Here is an 18,605-nt window from a genome sequence, read left to right on the forward strand (position 1 = left end):
GAGCGAAGTTATTTCTATGATTCTATCATAATTCAAAATGAAGATTTGGATGAGGGAAATTGGCACGATTTTTTCTGGAATTCGAGGATGCGATTTCCCAGGCGTAGGAGAATTTTCATTGGACGATTGCCGATGATGTCGGCGAGTGAGGTGATGATTTCCTCTTTGGAAGAGGTTATTTTTTTGCTTGGCGATTATTTTCATGATTGTGGCGATGATGTCTTCCGGTTTGGCGATTTTCTTTCCGGTTTTGGCGATGATCCCTCCCAGGAAAGCGCCTTGCGATTATAGGAATCAGAACACAAAAAGGCCGAATGAAAATCCAAATACTTTCCATTCAGCCCTTTTGATCCAAATTCCCCTGCAAGTTTGCCAATCAAATTCCATTTTGGTTGGCAGCCTAACGTACAAGAGCAAAAAAGACTTGTATTATTAAAATTGCTCGCCCTTATTTCTCATCGGCAAATTTCACCGGAATGTTTATAGGAATCTTGAGTTTTCATCTTTAAGTCAGCTTCTTCCAACCCTTCAAACGAACTTTCCGGTAGCGCCACAAAATTTAATTACAAAAAAAATTATATTATTTTACAATATCTTATAAATATTTCCAAAATATTGTCGATATTGACTACGGAATGTCATTGAACATTCAAAATTCTATATCAAAAAAATATATTGTTTATTAAAAACTGGAGGTAGGAAAAAGTGAGTCAAAAACTTTGGAAAGGATTCAGCAAAAAAGCGATGGTATTGGCGGGATCGTTTGCTTTATCCGCATCCATTGCGACTTCAGCTTTTGCGGAAACCCAACCCTTCAAAGATGTGCCAACAAATTTCAGAGCATATCAGGAAATCCAATACTTGTCCGAAAAAGGAATCATCAAAGGTTATTCCGATGGCCATTTTGGCGTGAATGATAACATTACGCGCCTCCAAGCCTTGACCATGATTTTGCGGGAAAAAGGCATTACGGATTTTTCTGATGTGAAAGATCCCGGTTTCATGGATATGAAACCTGGCACTTATGGTTACGAGATGGTGGCCAAAGCGGTTGAATTGGGGATCATCCAAGGAAAAACCAATGCACAAGGTCAAAAATTCTTTGATCCATACGGCAAACTGACCCGTGCCCAAATGTCTTCGATTTTGGTAAATGCCTACAATTTACAAGGCACTTCGAACATTACGTATTCAGATGTTCCAAAATCTCATTGGGCTTACAATGCGATTCAAACCTTAACACAAAATAAAATCACTATCGGGTATGGAGACGGAACATTCGGCCCTAACAACCCTATTACACGCACACAGTTTGCGTTAATGATGGCTCGTTTGTTAGATGAGTCATTCGCTCCAACAACGCCACCAAGCAATTCAAACCAAAATACACCTGGCAAAACCTATCCAGATGGCTGGACTGCCCCAACACTAAAATCAAAATGGAGTCCTAATACTCTTGAAAACTTTAAGATTTTACAGAATGAACTTGGATTTAGCGATGGTGGAACAAGTTACAACATTCAAGGTAGACCAGGAGCTATTCAAGTTATTGAAACATCTCCAAGCAGTCAATACGAAGTATATATTAACTTTTACATGTGGGACGGAGATGCTGGAGGGTTAATTCCTCAAGCATATCGAATTCCAATCGTAGCCAAAGAGTTATTTAAATTATACTTTGAAGAGGATTATATGACGGTTTGGAACTACTTTGATAAAAATGACATTCCAGACAATTTTAGTGCTGGTGGTCGCAAAGTTCATGCTCTTTATGTTGAGAATAGTGGTTGCTTGGTATTACAAGTTGGTCGTAAGTAATTTTTAAGCTGAGAGATTTTTCTCTCAGCTTCAGCTTGTAGACAAAGTCCCTAACTAGGGGCCAAATCTACAGGCTTTTTTTGTATAATAGGGATAGAATTCTTGGTTAACGGGGGAAATTTAGGATGTTATCGAAGCGTACTGACAATAATCGAAATCAATTGGAAATGGTGGCTCTTGATCAATTGGTTCCAGAAGATCATTTGGTAAGGAAGATTGAACAAGCCATAGACTTTGATTTTATTTACGATCTTGTCAAAGATACCTATTGCCTAGATAACGGAAGGCCTAGTATTGATCCTGTTGTGCTCATTAAAATGGTCTTTGTGCAGTATTTATTTGGTATTCGATCCATGCGTCAAACGATCAAAGAAATTGAAACCAACGTGGCGTATCGATGGTTCTTAGGATATGGTTTCACAGAGAAAATTCCTCATTTTTCAACGTTCGGCAAGAATTATGTTCGTCGTTTTCAAGGTACTGATTTATTTGAACAGATTTTTTATCGTATTTTAAAAGAAGCGATGAATAAAGGATTAGTGGATGCATCTGTTGCCTTTATTGATTCAACACATGTCAAAGCGAGCGCCAATAAAAAGAAGTTCGATAAGAAAATTGTCCGGGCAGAAACAAAAAGCTATCAAGCGCAATTAGAGTTAGAGATTAACCAAGACCGTGAAAACCATGGAAAAAAGCCCTTTCCCCCGAAAGAGAATGAAGAAACCAAGGAAATAAAGGTCAGTACAACCGATCCTGATAGTGGCTATTACGTAAAAGATGAACGGGAAAAGATGTTTGCCTATTCTTTTCATACCGCCTGTGATGCAAAAGGCTTTGTCTTAGCTACCAAGGTAACGGGAGCGAATATTCATGATAGTCAGGTGTTTGGTCAATTACTCGAACAAGTCATCGAAAAAGTAGGCAAACCAACTGCAGTAGCCGTAGATGCCGGATACAAAACCCCAGCGAATGCGAAAAGTCTATTGGATAAAGAGATTCGCCCAGTCATGCCATATACAAGGCCTAGAACAAAGGACGGTTTCTTTAAAAAGTATGAATATGTATACGATGAGCATTATGATTGTTACATCTGCCCAAACAACCAAACTCTTGAATACCGAACAACAACAAGAGAAGGATATCGACAGTACGCTTCGAAACCGGAAATATGTAAAACGTGCCCATTTTTAGAAAAGTGTACCCAAAGTAAAGATCACACTAAATTTATTCATCGCCACATTTGGGAGCACTATGTGGAAGAAGTCGACCACTTAAGACATACAGAGATCAATAGAAATATATATGATAAGCGCAAAGAAACGATTGAACGGGTCTTTGCCGATGGAAAAGAGAAGCATGGCATGCGATGGACAACTCTACGAGGATTGGAAAAATTGTCCATGCAGGCGATGCTTACTTTCGCTGCCATGAACTTAAAGAAAATGGCAAACTGGACATGGAAAAGCCCATGTCCAGCCTAAATAAGAGAAGAATCTTAGAAAATGATGAGCAAAAAAAGACAAACCCCAACTCAAATGAAACATTTGAGTTGGGGTTTGTCGACAGTCTGAAGCTGAGAGATTTTTCTCTCAGCTTTTTATTTTTTGTTGACTATAAAAAATAATTTTACAATTATTGATTATATTAAATTAATGTAGGTATAATATTTAATGTTATATAAAATAAAAGGAGGAATGTTATGATAATAAGAAAAATAAAAAGTCAAATATTATTATTGAGTATCGAATAATTCAAAATGGAGTTACATATGTTCCAATAAATGAAATCGCAGAAAATATAGGAGATAAAGTAACTTCAATTCATAACGGATATGAAGTGGTAATACAGAAAAAAGATGGAACAACAATTAGTGTTACTTCCAATCAATCACGTGCAATTGTAATGGGCAAAATTGTTCCATTAGAAACCAAAAAAATAAACAACATTAATGTTCCAATCAATACAAAGGCTTTTTCTGTGAAAATAATTTAATTCCACTTAGCCCATGAATAGCTTCAATCTATTGAGGGTAATATATAAATAACCTAAAAAAGACAATAAGAAAGCAGAGCTACCTAATGGAAGGTAACTTTGTTTAAACTTATTCTTCTTTGGTTATACTAATTAATTAAAGGTTCTTTATAAGGCTCCTTATTAATTAGCATGGAGTAAATGATTCGAAGCATTCGATGCGATATGGCAACGAGTGCTTTTTTCTTTCCTCTTCTTGCAGCAATCGACCAATATTTAGCAGCTAACCAACGATTCCTACTTCTAGAGATTGCCCATGCTACTTCGCACAGTACAGTTTTGATATGAGGATTCCCTTTAGTCGTTTTAGTTGACTTTCGTTTTCCTGCACTTTCATGATTTCCTGGAGCAACTCCGGCCCAAGACGCTAAGTGTTGAGAGGTAGGAAATTGTTCCATGTTCACCCCAATCTCTGCAATAATAATTGCTGCGGAATCCTTTTTAATACCCGGAATCGTTAGTAATAACTCCACTTCTTCTTTATAATTCTTCAGAATTTCATCTATTCTTTCCTCGATTTGGCTGATTAATGATTCTAAATAAACGATGTGTTGCCAAGATTGTTTGATTAGAAAGATTTGATGATCGTTTAAAGTACCGAATAAAGAGTCTGTAATCATTTGTTTTTTGTGCTTCATTCTTCCGTGAATACTAATTTCTACATCAATGGAATCAACATATCCATTTTGAATTAATTTGGATAGAAGTTTTCTTCCAGAAACACCAAACACATCTGAAATAACTGAATTTAGTTTAACATTTGAGCATTCTAATACTTTCAGAATCCTATTTTTTTCTGAAGTCAAATGGCCGATCCATTTTTTACGAAGCCGAGTTAAATCACGAAGGTTTCGTATATCTTCTGGTGGAACAAAACTTTTTTCAATCAGTCCATAACGCAATAACTTCGCAATCCACTCTGCATCCGAAACATCTGTTTTTCTTCCAGGGACATTCTTGATTCTTTGAGCATTCGCTAATGTAATATCAAAGTAATCCTCCAAAATGTTATAAACAGGTTTCCAATAAACTCCAGTACTCTCCATCGCAATGTGCGTAATGCCATGGTTTTCCAACCACTTTAGTAAACGAAAGAGATCCTTTGTTAAAGTGGGGAAAGTTTCTGTTTCAATGAATAATTCATCGTCCTGTTCGCCAATCATGACACAAGCAACAATTGTTTCAGCATGTACATCTAATCCTGCACAACGTGTCATCAGTACATCCAATATAATCCCTCCCATAAAGTAGATTCACAAACAGCGAGTGAATTTGAAATATAAGCATTTTTCTGTACGTAGTCATCATTCCAAATGAATGAGCTAACAATGGGTTGTTCACCAAATCCACTCAAACAGTTTTTTATTCAGGGTATCATCCACCATAAAAGCCTACGTATTGTTAACTGTTTGTGTTATCTACATTATGGGAAAGAAATATCCATTTTCATGCCAGGGTTGTGAATGAAAATTCATGATTGTTTTTTAAAGAAAATGAAATTTATGTTCCGTTATCATTTATTTCATCAAAAAATGGACTCAACTACCCTATTCAAAAAGAAGAAAAGATTATTTATGTAGGGAAAAACTATCCAAACAATCAAAAAGAAAAAAATAATGAATCGATAAAAGATTCAATAATTAAAAAAAGTAATGAAACAAATCAGTTACAAACAAACAATAAAAAAATAAATAAACCAATCAACAATCAAATAGATGATAACAATTCAATATCAAATAATAAGAAAGTAAATTCAGATAATTGGACTCCTCCCGTGTTAAAGTCAAAATGGAGCCCTAATACTCTTGAAAACTTTAAGATTTTACAGAATGAACTTGGATTTAGCGATGGTGGAACAAGTTACAACATTCAAGGTAGACCAGGAGCTATTCAAGTTATTGAAACATCTCCAAGCAGTCAATACGAAGTATATATTAACTTTTACATGTGGGACGGAGATGCTGGAGGGTTAATTCCTCAAGCCTATCGAATTCCAATCGTAGCCAAAGAGTTCTTGAAATTATTCTTTGAAGATGATTACATGATACCATTCAATTATTTGAATGATTATTTCCATAATGGAGTAGTACCACCAGAAACATTTACTGCAAATGGTAAAACTGTAGAAACTATTGAAGGAAAAAGTAATATTATTTTTGCAATACAAAAATAAATATTATGTTTAAGAATGGATTCATCTTAGGCAAATATTATATAGAAGAAAATATTGGAAGAATTATAAAAATTTTTTCCTTTTTACATAAATCCTTTTCTTTCAAATCGAGTAGGAGGGAGCGATTAACTCCCGTCCTCTCACACCACCGTACGTACGGTTCCGTATACGGCGGTTCAATTAAGATCATTGACGCAAGTTTTCATAACGAGCTTCAAGACTTTCCAACCCTTGGTTTCTCCAATAGGTGTTACCAAGGGTTCTGTGTAAATAATGTGTTTAGATGAGGGGGTTGTCCCGACCTCTTTCTCTAATTCCTATAATTTTGTATTAGAGTGATTAATTCTCTCTTACTTGATTGTATTAGTCTTGTTTTTCTTTTAATATAGCAACACCGAAAACTGCTCCTATTGCTGCAGATATCATATTTAATATAATTTTAATTGAAAGTGATAAATCATTAAAGAAATATTCAAAGATGGAATTAACTAAAAATACAGCTAGAGCAGCACAAATTGCAGGATAAAGTCTTTTTTTTATGTTAATCACCTTCCACTTAAAATTAATTTACTGTTTATAAACTCTTACACCGGTAGTCGGGTTCAAATATGGGATATAAATCACTAGTGGAACCGCATCTATATATTCATTAATAATTGTTGCAGCAGCAGCACCTATAGCAGCACCTCCAATAGCTCCCGGGATGCCACCATAACTACCAATTAAAGCACCTAAAGCAGCAGTTCCACCTGATACTCGCCTTTTAGTATAGCATTAACATCGGTTTTTGTAAGGTAAATTTCCACATGATTCCAATATACTTTTATACCTCTTTTTCCTTCTTCACTTTAAGAAGCCGTCTTGACTGAACTCAGTGGTTTGTTTAATGATTCTTTGTTTAATGAAACAATAATTGTATCCCCGTTAGTTTCTAATGAATACTTGTTATATATTTTCGATTCTAACTTCATTGTTTGTAAATGTGCATTAACTTCTTCTAATATTTTGTTTACTTGTTCGATGAATGTAGTATAGATACATGGACACGACTTGGTTAAGTCATTATTATTGAAACGAAAGGTCGTGTCCGTAATATGAGTCGAAAACGTTATAATCAAGAATTTAAACAAACAGTAGCCCGGCTTTATCGCTCAGGTACTCCGGTCAGTCAACTCTCTAGCGAATATGGTGTGTCAGAAGTAACTATTTATAAATGGATTAAGCAACTCTCTCCAATTAAAGGAACACAGGAATTAACTGTGTCAGATGTAGATGCAATCCAAAAGGAAAACCTTCGGTTGAAACAGGAGATCGAAATCTTAAAAAAGGCTATGACCATATTCGCGAGAAAATAGATGAGCAAGAACTGATCGACTTTATTACAGAAGAAAGCGAACATCACCCAATTCAAATGATGTGTCGTGTTTTAAAGTTGCCAAGAAGTACGTATTATGATTCATTTCATAAGAAACCCAATAGCTATCATATCGCCAATGAAGTGCTACTTGACCGGATTAAAGTGATTCACAATGAAAGTAAAGGTCGCTATGGCGCACCTAAAATCCATGAAATACTTCAAAAAGAAGGCTATTCATGTAGCATTAAACGAGTTCAACGTCTTATGAGGCAAGCAGGCATCCAATCATGTATTGTCAAAAAATTTCGCCCAGCATCTACACGAGAGCCAGTGAAAGAACGCGAAAATGTACTTGAACAAGATTTCACCACAACAACAATCAACGAAAAATGGGTAGCTGATATTACATATGTCCATACGCTTCGTGATGGTTGGTGTTATCTAGCGTCCGTTCTTGATTTACATACAAAAAAAGTGGTCGGATATAAATTCTCTCGTACCATGACATCAGAAATTGTGCTGGAAGCACTTCAGAATGCGATTCAAGATCAAAAGCCCGATCCTGGTCTTATCGTGCATACAGATTTAGGCACACAATATACAAGTGAAGCCTTTCAAAAACTACTAAAAAAACATGAAATAGTTCCGTCATTTAGTCGAAAAGGATGTCCATATGATAACGCTTGTATTGAATCTTTTCATGCCATATTGAAAAAAGAAGAAGTGTATCTAACCAAATACGAAAGCTTTGAGACAGCGAGAATTGCGTTATTTCAATTCATCGAAGGTTGGTATAATCGCAAACGAATTCATGGAAGCATTGGTTATTTGACACCGGATGAATACGAAAAAATATGCCGAATAGCAGTGTAAAACATGGGGTACAGAACACTTCCCCCTTCACATTTTTTGGCACAACAGCCATGGGTTTATTTCTCCACGTCCCAAGTAGATTGTCAAAGGATCTCTTCACTTTGACAATCTACTTGGGACGTGGAACAATCCATGAATGGTTGTTGTGCAAAAAAACTTAATCTTTTTGTGTCCAAAAACTTGACGTAGATCCAAAATAGAAGAAACACTTAATGATTTCAGACTAGGTTAAAGAAAAAATACCATAAAAATGGAAGTAAGTTGACAATAACCCCATGAGAGAATTAAAATACTTAGAAAGTATGTTAATTTGAACTTTAGTTATCTTCGTAAATATACGATAATATTAATACATTGAACAAAATTCAAAAAGCGGTGATTAATGGATGGGAAAAGAACTTAAACAGATAATAGGTGTTTTTTGTATTATAATACCTATTATTATTCTTATTTACTTTAATTTTAATAGTGAGTCACTATTATTGCCTGCTGGTTACGAATTGGCTATTGATGGTTATGTTATATCTAGAACTTTGGTAACGATATTCACTTTTTATTTGATTGTAAAGTTTGGGTACTATATGTTAATGAAAAAAGACTAGATTATCTCTAGTCTTTAAGATTATGAATTCATTCATAAATTATTTTAATAATTTATAAGTTTATATTCTCCGTACATTGGAGTCTTAATAGTGTACTTGTTAGAGGAAATTACCTTTCCTGTAACAATATCGTATAATTCTCTAGTACCTTTCTCCACTTTATATCTTACTCTGTATCCCATATAAACTACTTTATCAGGAGCAACATTTAATGTGTAACCTTTAGCATTGCTAACAGATAAATTAAGTGAAAAACCTAATCCTGAAACATCACCAGAAACTTCAACATTAAATTCAACAACTCTATCAGATGTAATAGCACCCCCAGCACTGTTTGATCAAAAAGAAATTCATTTACCAGTTAACCAAACAACCCCTATTACTGTTAATCCTGGAGAGCAGGAGGTTACCCCTAATTTTATTAATGATTTCAGATACAGAAAGAAAAACGTTACAACTACTTATGAATGGAGTCCATATAAAAGAGTTTCAAGAAACCTAGATACTCATAAGTTTCCTCATACTACATCCCTCCATTTGTATTATATACCCAACATTACCATAATTTGTTTAAATAGTGTGTTCGAAATTAAAAAATTATATGAAATGAACAATTACTACCATCAAAGTTCGGTAAAAAAATACCATTTCCAGAGTATGAGCAAAGGCAAGCTAGTAAGATTTTACTTTTATAGTTTGCTGATTTTCAAAAGAGCGAAGATAACTTTTAATAACGACAAACACCTCGAATTCAACTTAGAATAACTTTTAGATGTAGTATAGATTTATGGACACAACTTGGTTAAGTCATTAATATTAAACTAACGAAAGGTTGTGTCCGAATCATGAGTCAAAAACGGTATAATCAAGAATTTAAACAAACAGTAGTTGAGCTTTATCGCTCAGGCACTCCAGTCAGTCAACTCTCTAGCGAATATGGTGTTTCAGAAGTAACGATTTATAAATGGATTAAGCAACTCTCTCCAATTGAATGTGAACAGGAATTAACTTTGGCTGATATAGAAGCCATTCAAAAGGAAAACCTTCGATTAAAACAGGAGATCGAAATCTTAAAAAAGGCTATGACCATATTCGCGAGAAAATAGATGAGCAAGAACTGATTGACTTGATTACAAAAGAAAGCGAACATCATCCAATCCAAATGATGTGTCGTGTTTTAAAGATGCCTAAAAGTACGTATTATCAATCGTTTCACAAGAAGCCGAATAGCTATCATGTCGCCAACGAACAACTGCTTGAACGAATTCGAGCAATCCATAAAGAAAGTAAGGGTCGTTATGGGGCCCCTAAAATCTTTGAAATACTTAAAAAAGAAGGCTATACAGGCAGTATCAATCGAGTTCAACGTTTGATGAAACAAGCAGGCATCCAATCATGTATTGTAAAAAAATTCCGCCCAACACCAACACAAAAGCCCGTAGAAGAACGAGAAAATGTATTAAATCAAGATTTCACTACAACAACAATCAACGAAAAATGGGTAGCTGATATTACATATGTCCATACGCTTCGTGATGGTTGGTGTTATCTAGCGTCCGTTCTTGATTTACATACAAAAAAAGTGGTCGGATATAAATTCTCTCGTACCATGACATCAGAAATTGTGCTGGAAGCACTTCAGAATGCGATTCAAGATCAAAAGCCCGATCCTGGTCTTATCGTGCATACAGATTTAGGCACACAATATACAAGTGAAGCCTTTCAAAAACTACTAAAAAAACATGAAATGGTTCCTTCATTTAGTCGAAAAGGATGTCCATATGACAACGCTTGTATTGAATCTTTTCATGCCATATTGAAAAAAGAAGAAGTGTATCTAACCAAATACGAAAGCTTTGAGACAGCGAGAATTGCGTTATTTCAATTCATCGAAGGTTGGTATAATCGAAAACGAATTCATGGAAGCATTGGTTATTTGACACCGGATGAATACGAAAAAATGTGCCGAATAGCAGCGTAAAACATGGGGTACAGAACACTTCCCACCTTCACATTTTTTTTGGCACAACAGCCATGGGTTTATTTCTCCACGTCCCAAGTAGATTGTCAAAGGCTCTTTTCACTTTGACAATCTACATGGGATGTGGAACAATCCATGAATGGTTGTTGTGCAAAAAAACTTAATCTTTTTGTGTCCAAAAACTTGACGTAGATCCACCTTTAAATGGTTATACTGGGAAAAGTAATTCCGAGACTTTTTATTGAAATCCGTTACGTGTTTCTGCAAAAATCAAGTTAAGAAAACAAGATATTGATCTTATCGTACTTCACTTCTTCCATAGCTTCTAATTTCCATTTCTCTATGTCAGCAAAGTAAACTAAAAGTTCCAGTAGATCCTTTTTTCCTTTTTTTAAATTTTGTACCCTAGGTAATACTAATCCGACAACTTTTTCCCCATTAAATTTGAAAGGACTTTCAAAGCGAATTGTTTCCTCATTTTCTTTCTCACTAACGCCCATATCATCTAATTTTGACAAATAAATCATATGTGCCGTTACTATATCGTCACGTTTAGTTAATACCGCTAACATTTGACCGGTGTTTTGCCTCCAGCTTCCTTCAGATTCCGCGTCACCACGGACACCCTTTCGTTGAGCTAACCTCTACTTCTGTCTTCGGGGTTCGGGACTTACACCCTATAGTTCATGTACATGCCGGGCGCACAAAAAGAATGAGCACAAACGATGACGCTTGTGCTCTTTCTCTGGGCTACCAACCTGGTATTTCCTTACGGGAATAGTAATCTATTGTTATAGAGGAAATAATCCTATATACATTAATAGTCTACCATTTATAAAAAAAAAGAACAATCCATATGTTTCCGGCCCCAAATATATTCAATCCAAAAAAATATTTTGAAATAAATTCCATGAAAACCCTTACAGAAAACGGGCTATGGCAAACGCTCATAGCCCGATTCCCGCATTATTTGATTTGGATGCGTTTAGAATTGCCATCATCACCAGGATGGAGTTTTGGAAGGGTAATTTTCAATACACCGTTATCCAATTCCGCTTCGATGCGTTCTTGATCCACATCGTTGATATAGAAAGAACGGTAGAATTCGCCGAAATGGCGTTCTTTGCGGATCACCCGGTCATTTTCATCCCGCTCTTCTGTGTGGTCATCCCGTTTTGCGCGGATGGTCAAATAGTTGTTGTCTATATCAATCTGAATATCTTCTTTGTTGAAACCAGGCAAGTCAGCTTGTACAATGTAGGCATCTTTTGTTTCTGTGATATCTGTGCGGAGAGATTTGAAATCTGGTCCTAAATCTGGTAGGAAGTCGTCGTCGAATACATCTTCAAAAGCTTTTTTAAAACGTTCAAATAAATCTTCATTTTTTCTTCTGAATGGTCTTAAATCAAACATTTCAATCTCCTCCTTTTAAATATTTGTACAGGTACTTTTTACATTTATATTATACACCTTGGTTGTATTTGCATTTGAATTGCATGTAAAAAGATACAAAATTATCATTTTTTTATCATACTTTTGTCAATCTTTTATTCCCTTTTTATCAAAAAATCTTCGTAATTCCGTAACAATTCCCCGAAAGCCACGCCCCCTTCCATTAATCATTTTTACCCCGAATGGTTTGCAATAAACGCCCGGATCTTCTCGGCGGATGGGATTTTATAAAGAATAATATTCACGGAAAATAAAATGCTCCGTTATTCCCATTTCTTGCCCGCTGATGTCATTTCTTAAAAAAACGTTCATATAATGACAATGATTTTTAAGCCGATGGAAAGGAGGGAAAACATGGGTTCCTATTGGGAGGATAATGTCATTGTCGGACTGATAGGAGGATTCTTTGTATTACTTGTACTCGCACTTATTTGCTATATCATTACTGCCATCATTTATTATTATACTGCAAAAACAAACGGCCCGAATGACCTCGCATTCTTGGCATGGATTCCGATTATCAATTATTATTTGTTCTTTGCGTTCGGATCAAAGAAAACAGAACCGGATGAAATTAAAAAGGATGCTTTGATTTGGGCAGTCATTTATGCCGTATTGCTCGTCATTTCGTTCATTCCATTGATCGGCTGGTTGGCCAATTTGGCGCTTCTTGCCATATTCGTTTACTATTTGTACCGTTTATTCTACCGCTGGACGGGCGAATCAGGAAAAGCCGTGCTGTTTGTGATCCTGTCCCTCATCACACTCGGAATTTTCTTCTATATCTATGGCTTGATCAAAAAGAGCGAAAAATTTGTTGCTGAGTAATGCTGAGGGCGGAAAGGCGCTTCGGTTGATGCTTGTTGGCACATAAACGGAGCCAGAGACATCCACTAAGGGTGTTTCTGGCTTTCATGAGGTTTGAACGTGGATAGCCCAGCGCTTTCCTTCTTGATCACGCCTCCACCATTCTCAAAAATGGTATAATAAAGAAAACAAGCTCAAAGGAGGAAAGCCAAATGGACGAAACAAAGAAAACCATGAACGAACAAAAACCTCAACCCCAAGTGCTCATTAAACACAAGGAAGTGCAGAGTGTCCAAGCCTTTGCGGCGATGCTTGAAAAAATGGCCCAGAAGCTGAAACAGGAAGGAAAATTCACCTTCGTACAAGGGACGGAACAAGTGGAAGTGGCCCCGGGCGATCCAGTGAAAGTCGATTATAAATACACGGTCAAAGGCGACAAACACGAGTTTGAAATCGAAATCGAATGGTCCCCGAATCGCGCGTCTGCAGGCAAGATGTCAATTGAATAATATTATACTTGATTAAATTTTTGAAAGCGGTTACAATATGGTTAAGCAATACTTTTTCGATTTGTATTCGGGACTTCTTTTCGGAGACATTTTTTCTCCGTTCAAAGATGTTCCAATTGCAATTGGTGATTTTTTCATACAATTGCCCCCTTTAGCTTAATACAATAGATTCAGAAGTACTCATGCAATTGTCCCCTTAAATCAATTGCAAAAAAAGAGGATCAATTGAGTGTTGATCCAAGCATTCTTGTCCCCTAACCACACTTTTCATGAAGGGAATTCCTTTGAGGAGTTCCCGCTTTTTTTGTTTTCAATGATGGAAGTTCCGCTACCCGTTCAGCAGTTCTTTGCTGATGCGCGCCATTTCCTCGTCAAAAATGGTGATATAGACATCCATTTCATGTGTTTCGAGGAATGTTTGGATTGTCGTGATGGCTACTTGGAGCGCTTCTCTTTTTGGATAGCCAAAAATCCCCGAAGAAATGACCGGAAAGGCGATGGAACGGCAGCCATGCTCCATTGCCAGTTTCAACGACTCCCTGTAACAGGATGAAAGCAATTCGGCTTCATGCTGGTGACCTCCCTGCCAAACAGGCCCAACTGTATGAATGATCTGTTTTGCCGGCAGCCGGAAGCCATCTGTGATGACCGCTTTCCCCACGGGACAATGCCCGATTTGGTCACAGGCCTTCCGCAACTCATCCACGCCAGCCGCGCGGAAAATCGCTCCGCACACTCCTCCGCCCATTTGCAATCGGGTATTTGCCGCATTGACGATGGCATCCACTTTCATGGTGGTAATATCCTTTTGCACTATTTTGAGTGGCATCGAATCCCCCCTTGATAGTTGGTTTGATGCCTGGCAATTGGTTAGGCACCTGATTTACAGTTATTGTAGCAGAATTGACAGGGCTTGTGAGTGGCCAGGTGGGGATTGGAATATTTGCGGAATTTGTGACATTCTCGTCAAGTTGGGGAAATATCATCAAGTTTTGTGAACATATCCACTGATTTTGTGTCAATATCAACCGGTTTTGCGACAATATCCACATGTTCCAGGAATATCATCAAGTTTTGTGGCAATATCAAAAAGCCATGTCCCATTCAAAAGAACATGGCTTCCATCCTAATGTATGTTGGATGCTTTTTGAATCAACTATTTGCTTCCCTCAACTTTTCCGCTTGTTCGATCCATTCATCGATTTTGCGCTCGATTTCAAAAATGTTTTCCCTCCGAATTTGCGAAATGAAATACGATTGATGGTGTTCTAGGTTCCGTTGTAAATGATTTCCGCCTAAGGAATTAACCGGGTTATGCGCGTATTCCATCGATTTACATGCGAATGAAAGCCCGACACCCGAAAAGACCAGGCCTCTCACGGAAGCCGCTTCAACACTTCCCCAATCACTTCCGCGGTTGTCGATTTTCCTCCGATGTCAGGTGTTTTCACGCCGGATGCCGTTGTTTCTTCAATGGCTTTCATCAACAGGTCGCCCAATTCATCATAGCCCATATGATCCAGCATCATTTTCGCCGTCCAGAGTTGGCCGATCGGGTTCGCAATACCTTTTCCAACGATATCCGGGGCGGAACCGTGCACCGGCTCGAACATGGAAGGATAGTTGCCGTTCAAATTGATGTTGGCGGCTGGGGCAATGCCGATGCTTCCCATGATGGCCGCGCCGATGTCCGTCAAAATGTCGCCGAACAGGTTGCTGGCCACGATCACATCAAACTGCTCCGGCTTCAGTACAAAAAAAGCCGCCAATGCATCGATGTGATTGGATTCCGTCGCCACTTCCGGGTAGTCCTTGCCCACCTCATGAAACACCTTGTCCCAGAAAGGCATGCTGTAGACGATGCCGTTGGATTTGGTGGCGCTTGTGACCTTTTTATTGCGCTTCATCGCCAAATCAAAGGCAAAACGCATCGCCCGTTCCGTCGCTTTTCTCGTGAACACCGCATTTTGGATGACAATTTCATCCCCGCCGTGATGGACGCTTCCTCCCGCTTCACTGTATTCCCCTTCGCTGTTTTCGCGCACCACAATAAAATCGAAAGGCTCATCACTCGCCAATTTGGAAGGCACCCCTTTGAGGCTTTTCACCGGGCGCAAGTTGATGACCTGCTCGCATTCGCGGCGAATCTTGATCAAAAGTCCCCATAAGGAAATATGATCCGGCACCAATTGCGGATTTCCGACGGCCCCCAAATAAATCTGCTCGAAATTTTTCAACGTCTCAATGCCATCTTTCGGCATCATTTCGCCATGTTCCAAATAATACTCGCAACTCCATGGGAATTCCGCAAATTGAAATTTGATTCCCCCATGGATTTCCGCCAACCGTTCCAACACCTCCAGCGTTGCCGGCACCACTTCTTTCCCGATTCCATCCCCTGGAATGACCGCGATTTCGTGAATGTTCATGAACATAATCCCCCTATCTTGGTGCAATGCACGTCACTTCGGATTTTTTTCCAGATAATTCGCACTAATTATAGCAAAAACCGGAAATGGGTGCCACGCGCTTTCCGTACCAGTTCCGGATTCCGCCAAGCAAAAAGAAACGGCTTTGAACAGGTTGGGAACGGCTTCCTTCCATTTAGGTCAATAAAATTCGATCATGCCGGTAACACAAAAAAAGCAGATTCGGTCCACATTGATGCAAAAAACAAAATTTCCGCCAAATTCGCCCCAAAAATGCCTATGCGCTTCATTTGACAGTATCTATAAATTTGTTATCCTATTATCCAAATAAGATGTTTTGAAGGGAGAAAATCAATCCATCTCTTATGAAGAAAGTGTTGAAGGCTGTAGGCGTGTGCATCATTGCCCTGTTGGGGATCGGAGTCGCCGTCTATCTTTCCAATAAAGAAGAAGCGGAACCGCCAGAAACGGAAACGGTGAACGCTGAAACGGAACAGCCGGTACAGACCCCCGTGGACGATGGGAATCTTGTCATGGACGAAGAGATGTTCATGCAAATCATGCACGAAATGACCCATCAGAAAGTGAAAGCCGATACAAAGTGGGGGTACACACCAATGACGGAAGAACAAATCGACCGAATGTTGGCGATATTGGATCAAAACGATTTTCAACATGAAAAGTTTTACCGCGAAGCATTGACCGCCTGGAAAAACGGCGATTTCTCCAATGCGGTCAAAGTTCATAATAAAATTTGGAAATGGCAAGGCGGCAATATCGGAAAAGCTTACGGACTGCTTTCGCCTGAAGAAGAAAAAGAATATATCGAAACCCAATCCAAAAAAATGGAGAAGAAAAAATAAGGTGCCTCAGAACGGGGCACCCTTTTTTGGTTATTCAGGAGGGGAGCAAGTCAGCACTCGATTCGGTCAAGTTGGCATCCTAACCGAGCAAGACGACTCTTTATCCGAGCAAGTCGACACTCTATCCAAGCAAGACGACTCCCCATCCGCGCAAGACGACTCCCCATCCGCGCAAAATTGATGTCTGAAACCTTCCGAAACCTATTTATCTATCAAAAATCCATAGATTCACCGAAAATTCGCCAATCACCTTGTGACCTCTCATGACAATCCCACTCAAATGTGTGGCTTTTCTTACTTCAATTGGCCCTGTATATTTTCTGGCGCTTGCATAATCATAGTCGTTATCGTAATATTCAGATTGACCCAGCCAATAATAAATGGCCGTCCCCTCTCTAGGAATGAACTCCACTTCCGCTTTGGATAATGCGGAAACGTCCCCATAATCGCCTACCTCATAACCATTTTTCTTTTGGGTGGAAACATTGATAATTTTCTCTTTCCCATTGACCTTGAGGATTGGGAATTGCCCCCAACTAATTGCATCATCCCAGCCGACAAATATATTTACCGTAAATTCACCAATAATCACTCCGTCTTTTACAACTGCCGCTATTAAGGTGGAATCCGTCTTAATTTCAATTGGGCCTGTATATACCGGATAAGTCAATGGATCAGGGACGTGCTTTTCACATCCTTCAGGAGGACAACTTATATTTGGTCTCGGATAACTTTCCACTTGATAATGAATTTTCGTTCCTTCCCTTGGCGTAAGCTGCACTCGATCGCCTGGATAGGCAAATATATTTTTATACTCCGCTACCTGGCCGTCTTTGTTCGATACCACTGTAAATGGTTGTTCCACCCCATTCCTCCGCACAACAGGGAATATTTCATATGCCGGGAATGAAACCGGTTGTCCTTGTAAATCCATCAATTCTCCAATCTTGATTGAATAACGGATTTCAGCAAAATTCCGGATGATCTTTTCCAAACTTGCCCCCGCCGGAATGGCCAGTTTTTTAATTTCCATGTCGGATCCCAATTTCACGTTGGCTTCTTTCTGTTCAATCCTTAATTCTCCGATTTTTCCTGTGAAATTCAATGAAAGGTCCGCCGCTTTTGAAACCACCGCTTTTAAAATGATGCCTTCCCCGCTTATCTCTTTGTTATCATGGACCCTCAGCAATTCCACAATGCCATTGATTTCGACCGAATACACAGCGTCGGTCAATACAAGCTCGGAGATGGCCTTATCGGATGTGATGACGCTTCTTTTCCGTTCCAATGTCAGTTTCGATGGGGAAACATCCGTTAAATGGATGGTCAAAGTCGGCGCGTTTTGTGTATCCTGTTTGTCGGCAACATACAATTCATCCTTTACGGTTACATGGCTTGCGGAAAACACGGATGCCACTTTGTTGCTTAACAACAGCTTGCCCTCCACATTCAAGTTTTTCACAGCCACATAGTCCGCATTGATCGTCACATTGCCGGCAATATTTGTATTTTTTCCGTCTAATGTGATAAGTTCACCTGATTTTCCGGATTTATTCAATTCAAGTGAACGAATCGAAACAATTTCGCCATTTTGAACTTCGGCTTTGACGACAGCCCCTTCTTACCTCTAGTCAAGTGTTTTTTATTAAATAATTTGGTTAACATAGATTTTATTTTGGAAGGAAGGGGTACCCCTTCCTTCCAAAATAA

At 38.4% G+C, this 18,605-nt stretch carries 16 protein-coding genes and 1 pseudogene; 10 read left to right on the forward strand and 7 right to left on the reverse strand.

Annotated features, from left to right (window positions below):
* Positions 1-705: 705 nt before the first annotated feature.
* Both NSS77_RS02290 and NSS77_RS02295 read left to right on the forward strand, forming a co-directional pair.
* A complete protein-coding gene (locus tag NSS77_RS02290; RefSeq protein ID WP_342470211.1) occupies positions 706-1,818 on the forward strand; it encodes an S-layer homology domain-containing protein in 1,113 nt (370 codons plus the stop codon).
* Positions 1,819-1,943: 125 nt separating this feature from the next.
* On the forward strand, positions 1,944-3,299 hold the full coding sequence (locus NSS77_RS02295; protein ID WP_342470212.1) for an IS1182 family transposase: 1,356 nt from the start codon (positions 1,944-1,946) through the stop codon (positions 3,297-3,299).
* Between the two features lie 639 nt (positions 3,300-3,938).
* Here the strand turns inward: NSS77_RS02295 and NSS77_RS02300 are convergent.
* Positions 3,939-5,078, reverse strand: coding sequence for an IS110 family transposase (locus NSS77_RS02300; RefSeq protein ID WP_342468460.1), 1,140 nt, complete (start codon positions 5,076-5,078; stop codon positions 3,939-3,941).
* 248 nt (positions 5,079-5,326) lie between these two features.
* Here NSS77_RS02300 and NSS77_RS02305 point away from each other — a divergent pair, with 248 nt between their 5' ends.
* Positions 5,327-6,022, forward strand: a complete 696-nt coding sequence (locus tag NSS77_RS02305; protein ID WP_342470213.1) for a hypothetical protein — start codon at positions 5,327-5,329, stop codon at positions 6,020-6,022.
* A gap of 363 nt (positions 6,023-6,385) precedes the next feature.
* On the opposite strand, the gene NSS77_RS02310 is transcribed toward NSS77_RS02305, so the two are convergent.
* Positions 6,386-6,571, reverse strand: coding sequence for a hypothetical protein (locus NSS77_RS02310; protein WP_339289257.1), 186 nt, complete (start codon positions 6,569-6,571; stop codon positions 6,386-6,388).
* Between the two features lie 545 nt (positions 6,572-7,116).
* Here NSS77_RS02310 and NSS77_RS02315 point away from each other — a divergent pair.
* The 3 genes from NSS77_RS02315 to NSS77_RS02325 all read left to right on the forward strand — a co-directional run bounded on the left by NSS77_RS02315 (position 7,117) and on the right by NSS77_RS02325 (position 10,835).
* A protein-coding gene (locus tag NSS77_RS02315; RefSeq protein WP_342470214.1) for an IS3 family transposase occupies positions 7,117-8,252 on the forward strand; the annotation gives its coding sequence in 2 pieces (ribosomal slippage) (positions 7,117-7,339 and positions 7,339-8,252; 1,137 coding nt in all).
* 830 nt (positions 8,253-9,082) lie between these two features.
* Entirely contained in the window at positions 9,083-9,619 is a 537-nt protein-coding gene (locus NSS77_RS02320; RefSeq protein ID WP_342470215.1) for a hypothetical protein, read from the forward strand.
* A gap of 80 nt (positions 9,620-9,699) precedes the next feature.
* Positions 9,700-10,835 (forward strand): IS3 family transposase gene (locus tag NSS77_RS02325; protein WP_096551019.1). Its coding sequence is split into 2 segments (ribosomal slippage): positions 9,700-9,922 and positions 9,922-10,835, totalling 1,137 coding nucleotides; the frame shifts between segments, so codons are not numbered across the junction.
* A gap of 275 nt (positions 10,836-11,110) precedes the next feature.
* On the opposite strand, the gene NSS77_RS02330 is transcribed toward NSS77_RS02325, so the two are convergent.
* Positions 11,111-11,407: a hypothetical protein gene (locus NSS77_RS02330; protein WP_096550287.1), complete on the reverse strand. Its 297-nt coding sequence runs from the start codon at positions 11,405-11,407 to the stop codon at positions 11,111-11,113.
* A gap of 394 nt (positions 11,408-11,801) precedes the next feature.
* The gene (locus NSS77_RS02335) at positions 11,802-12,248 is read right to left on the reverse strand and encodes an Hsp20/alpha crystallin family protein (RefSeq protein WP_342470216.1); all 447 of its coding nucleotides are present in this window, start codon (positions 12,246-12,248) and stop codon (positions 11,802-11,804) included.
* Between the two features lie 393 nt (positions 12,249-12,641).
* Here NSS77_RS02335 and NSS77_RS02340 point away from each other — a divergent pair, with 393 nt between their 5' ends.
* Both NSS77_RS02340 and NSS77_RS02345 read left to right on the forward strand, forming a co-directional pair.
* Positions 12,642-13,115, forward strand: coding sequence for a hypothetical protein (locus tag NSS77_RS02340; RefSeq protein WP_342470217.1), 474 nt, complete (start codon positions 12,642-12,644; stop codon positions 13,113-13,115).
* Between the two features lie 191 nt (positions 13,116-13,306).
* Positions 13,307-13,603 (forward strand): amphi-Trp domain-containing protein, encoded by a 297-nt coding sequence (locus NSS77_RS02345; RefSeq protein WP_342470218.1) that lies wholly within the window; start codon positions 13,307-13,309, stop codon positions 13,601-13,603.
* 340 nt (positions 13,604-13,943) lie between these two features.
* Here the strand turns inward: NSS77_RS02345 and NSS77_RS02350 are convergent.
* Together NSS77_RS02350 and NSS77_RS02355 are read right to left on the reverse strand one after the other, a co-directional pair.
* A pseudogene (locus NSS77_RS02350) lies at positions 13,944-14,432 on the reverse strand (macro domain-containing protein); the annotation flags it as partial.
* A gap of 547 nt (positions 14,433-14,979) precedes the next feature.
* Positions 14,980-16,032 carry a tartrate dehydrogenase gene (locus NSS77_RS02355; protein WP_342470219.1) on the reverse strand — a complete coding sequence of 351 codons (1,053 nt, stop codon included), beginning with the start codon at positions 16,030-16,032 and terminating at the stop codon, positions 14,980-14,982.
* Between the two features lie 365 nt (positions 16,033-16,397).
* Here NSS77_RS02355 and NSS77_RS02360 point away from each other — a divergent pair, with 365 nt between their 5' ends.
* Both NSS77_RS02360 and NSS77_RS02365 read left to right on the forward strand, forming a co-directional pair.
* Positions 16,398-16,895 carry a DUF6241 domain-containing protein gene (locus NSS77_RS02360; RefSeq protein WP_342470220.1) on the forward strand — a complete coding sequence of 166 codons (498 nt, stop codon included), beginning with the start codon at positions 16,398-16,400 and terminating at the stop codon, positions 16,893-16,895.
* Between the two features lies 1 nt (position 16,896).
* Positions 16,897-17,076 carry a hypothetical protein gene (locus NSS77_RS02365; RefSeq protein ID WP_342470221.1) on the forward strand — a complete coding sequence of 60 codons (180 nt, stop codon included), beginning with the start codon at positions 16,897-16,899 and terminating at the stop codon, positions 17,074-17,076.
* A gap of 24 nt (positions 17,077-17,100) precedes the next feature.
* On the opposite strand, the gene NSS77_RS02370 is transcribed toward NSS77_RS02365, so the two are convergent.
* Positions 17,101-18,453: a hypothetical protein gene (locus tag NSS77_RS02370; RefSeq protein WP_342470222.1), complete on the reverse strand. Its 1,353-nt coding sequence runs from the start codon at positions 18,451-18,453 to the stop codon at positions 17,101-17,103.
* Between the last annotated feature and the right edge of the window lie 152 nt (positions 18,454-18,605).

The organism is Ureibacillus sp. FSL K6-3587, from assembly GCF_038593165.1.
Taxonomy (GTDB): Bacteria; Bacillota; Bacilli; order Bacillales_A; family Planococcaceae; genus Ureibacillus; species Ureibacillus suwonensis.

What these genes read in the sequence shown, in the direction of transcription:
- NSS77_RS02360 (WP_342470220.1), top strand. Translation starts at nt 16,398, where the DNA reads ATGAAGAAAGTGTTGAAGGCTGTAGGCGTGTGCATCATTGCCCTGTTG.
- NSS77_RS02340 (WP_342470217.1), top strand. Translation starts at nt 12,642, where the DNA reads ATGGGTTCCTATTGGGAGGATAATGTCATTGTCGGACTGATAGGAGGA.
- NSS77_RS02295 (WP_342470212.1), top strand. Translation starts at nt 1,944, where the DNA reads ATGTTATCGAAGCGTACTGACAATAATCGAAATCAATTGGAAATGGTG.
- NSS77_RS02330 (WP_096550287.1), bottom strand. Translation starts at nt 11,407, where the DNA reads ATGTTAGCGGTATTAACTAAACGTGACGATATAGTAACGGCACATATG.
- NSS77_RS02345 (WP_342470218.1), top strand. Translation starts at nt 13,307, where the DNA reads ATGGACGAAACAAAGAAAACCATGAACGAACAAAAACCTCAACCCCAA.
- NSS77_RS02335 (WP_342470216.1), bottom strand. Translation starts at nt 12,248, where the DNA reads ATGTTTGATTTAAGACCATTCAGAAGAAAAAATGAAGATTTATTTGAA.
- NSS77_RS02355 (WP_342470219.1), bottom strand. Translation starts at nt 16,032, where the DNA reads ATGAACATTCACGAAATCGCGGTCATTCCAGGGGATGGAATCGGGAAA.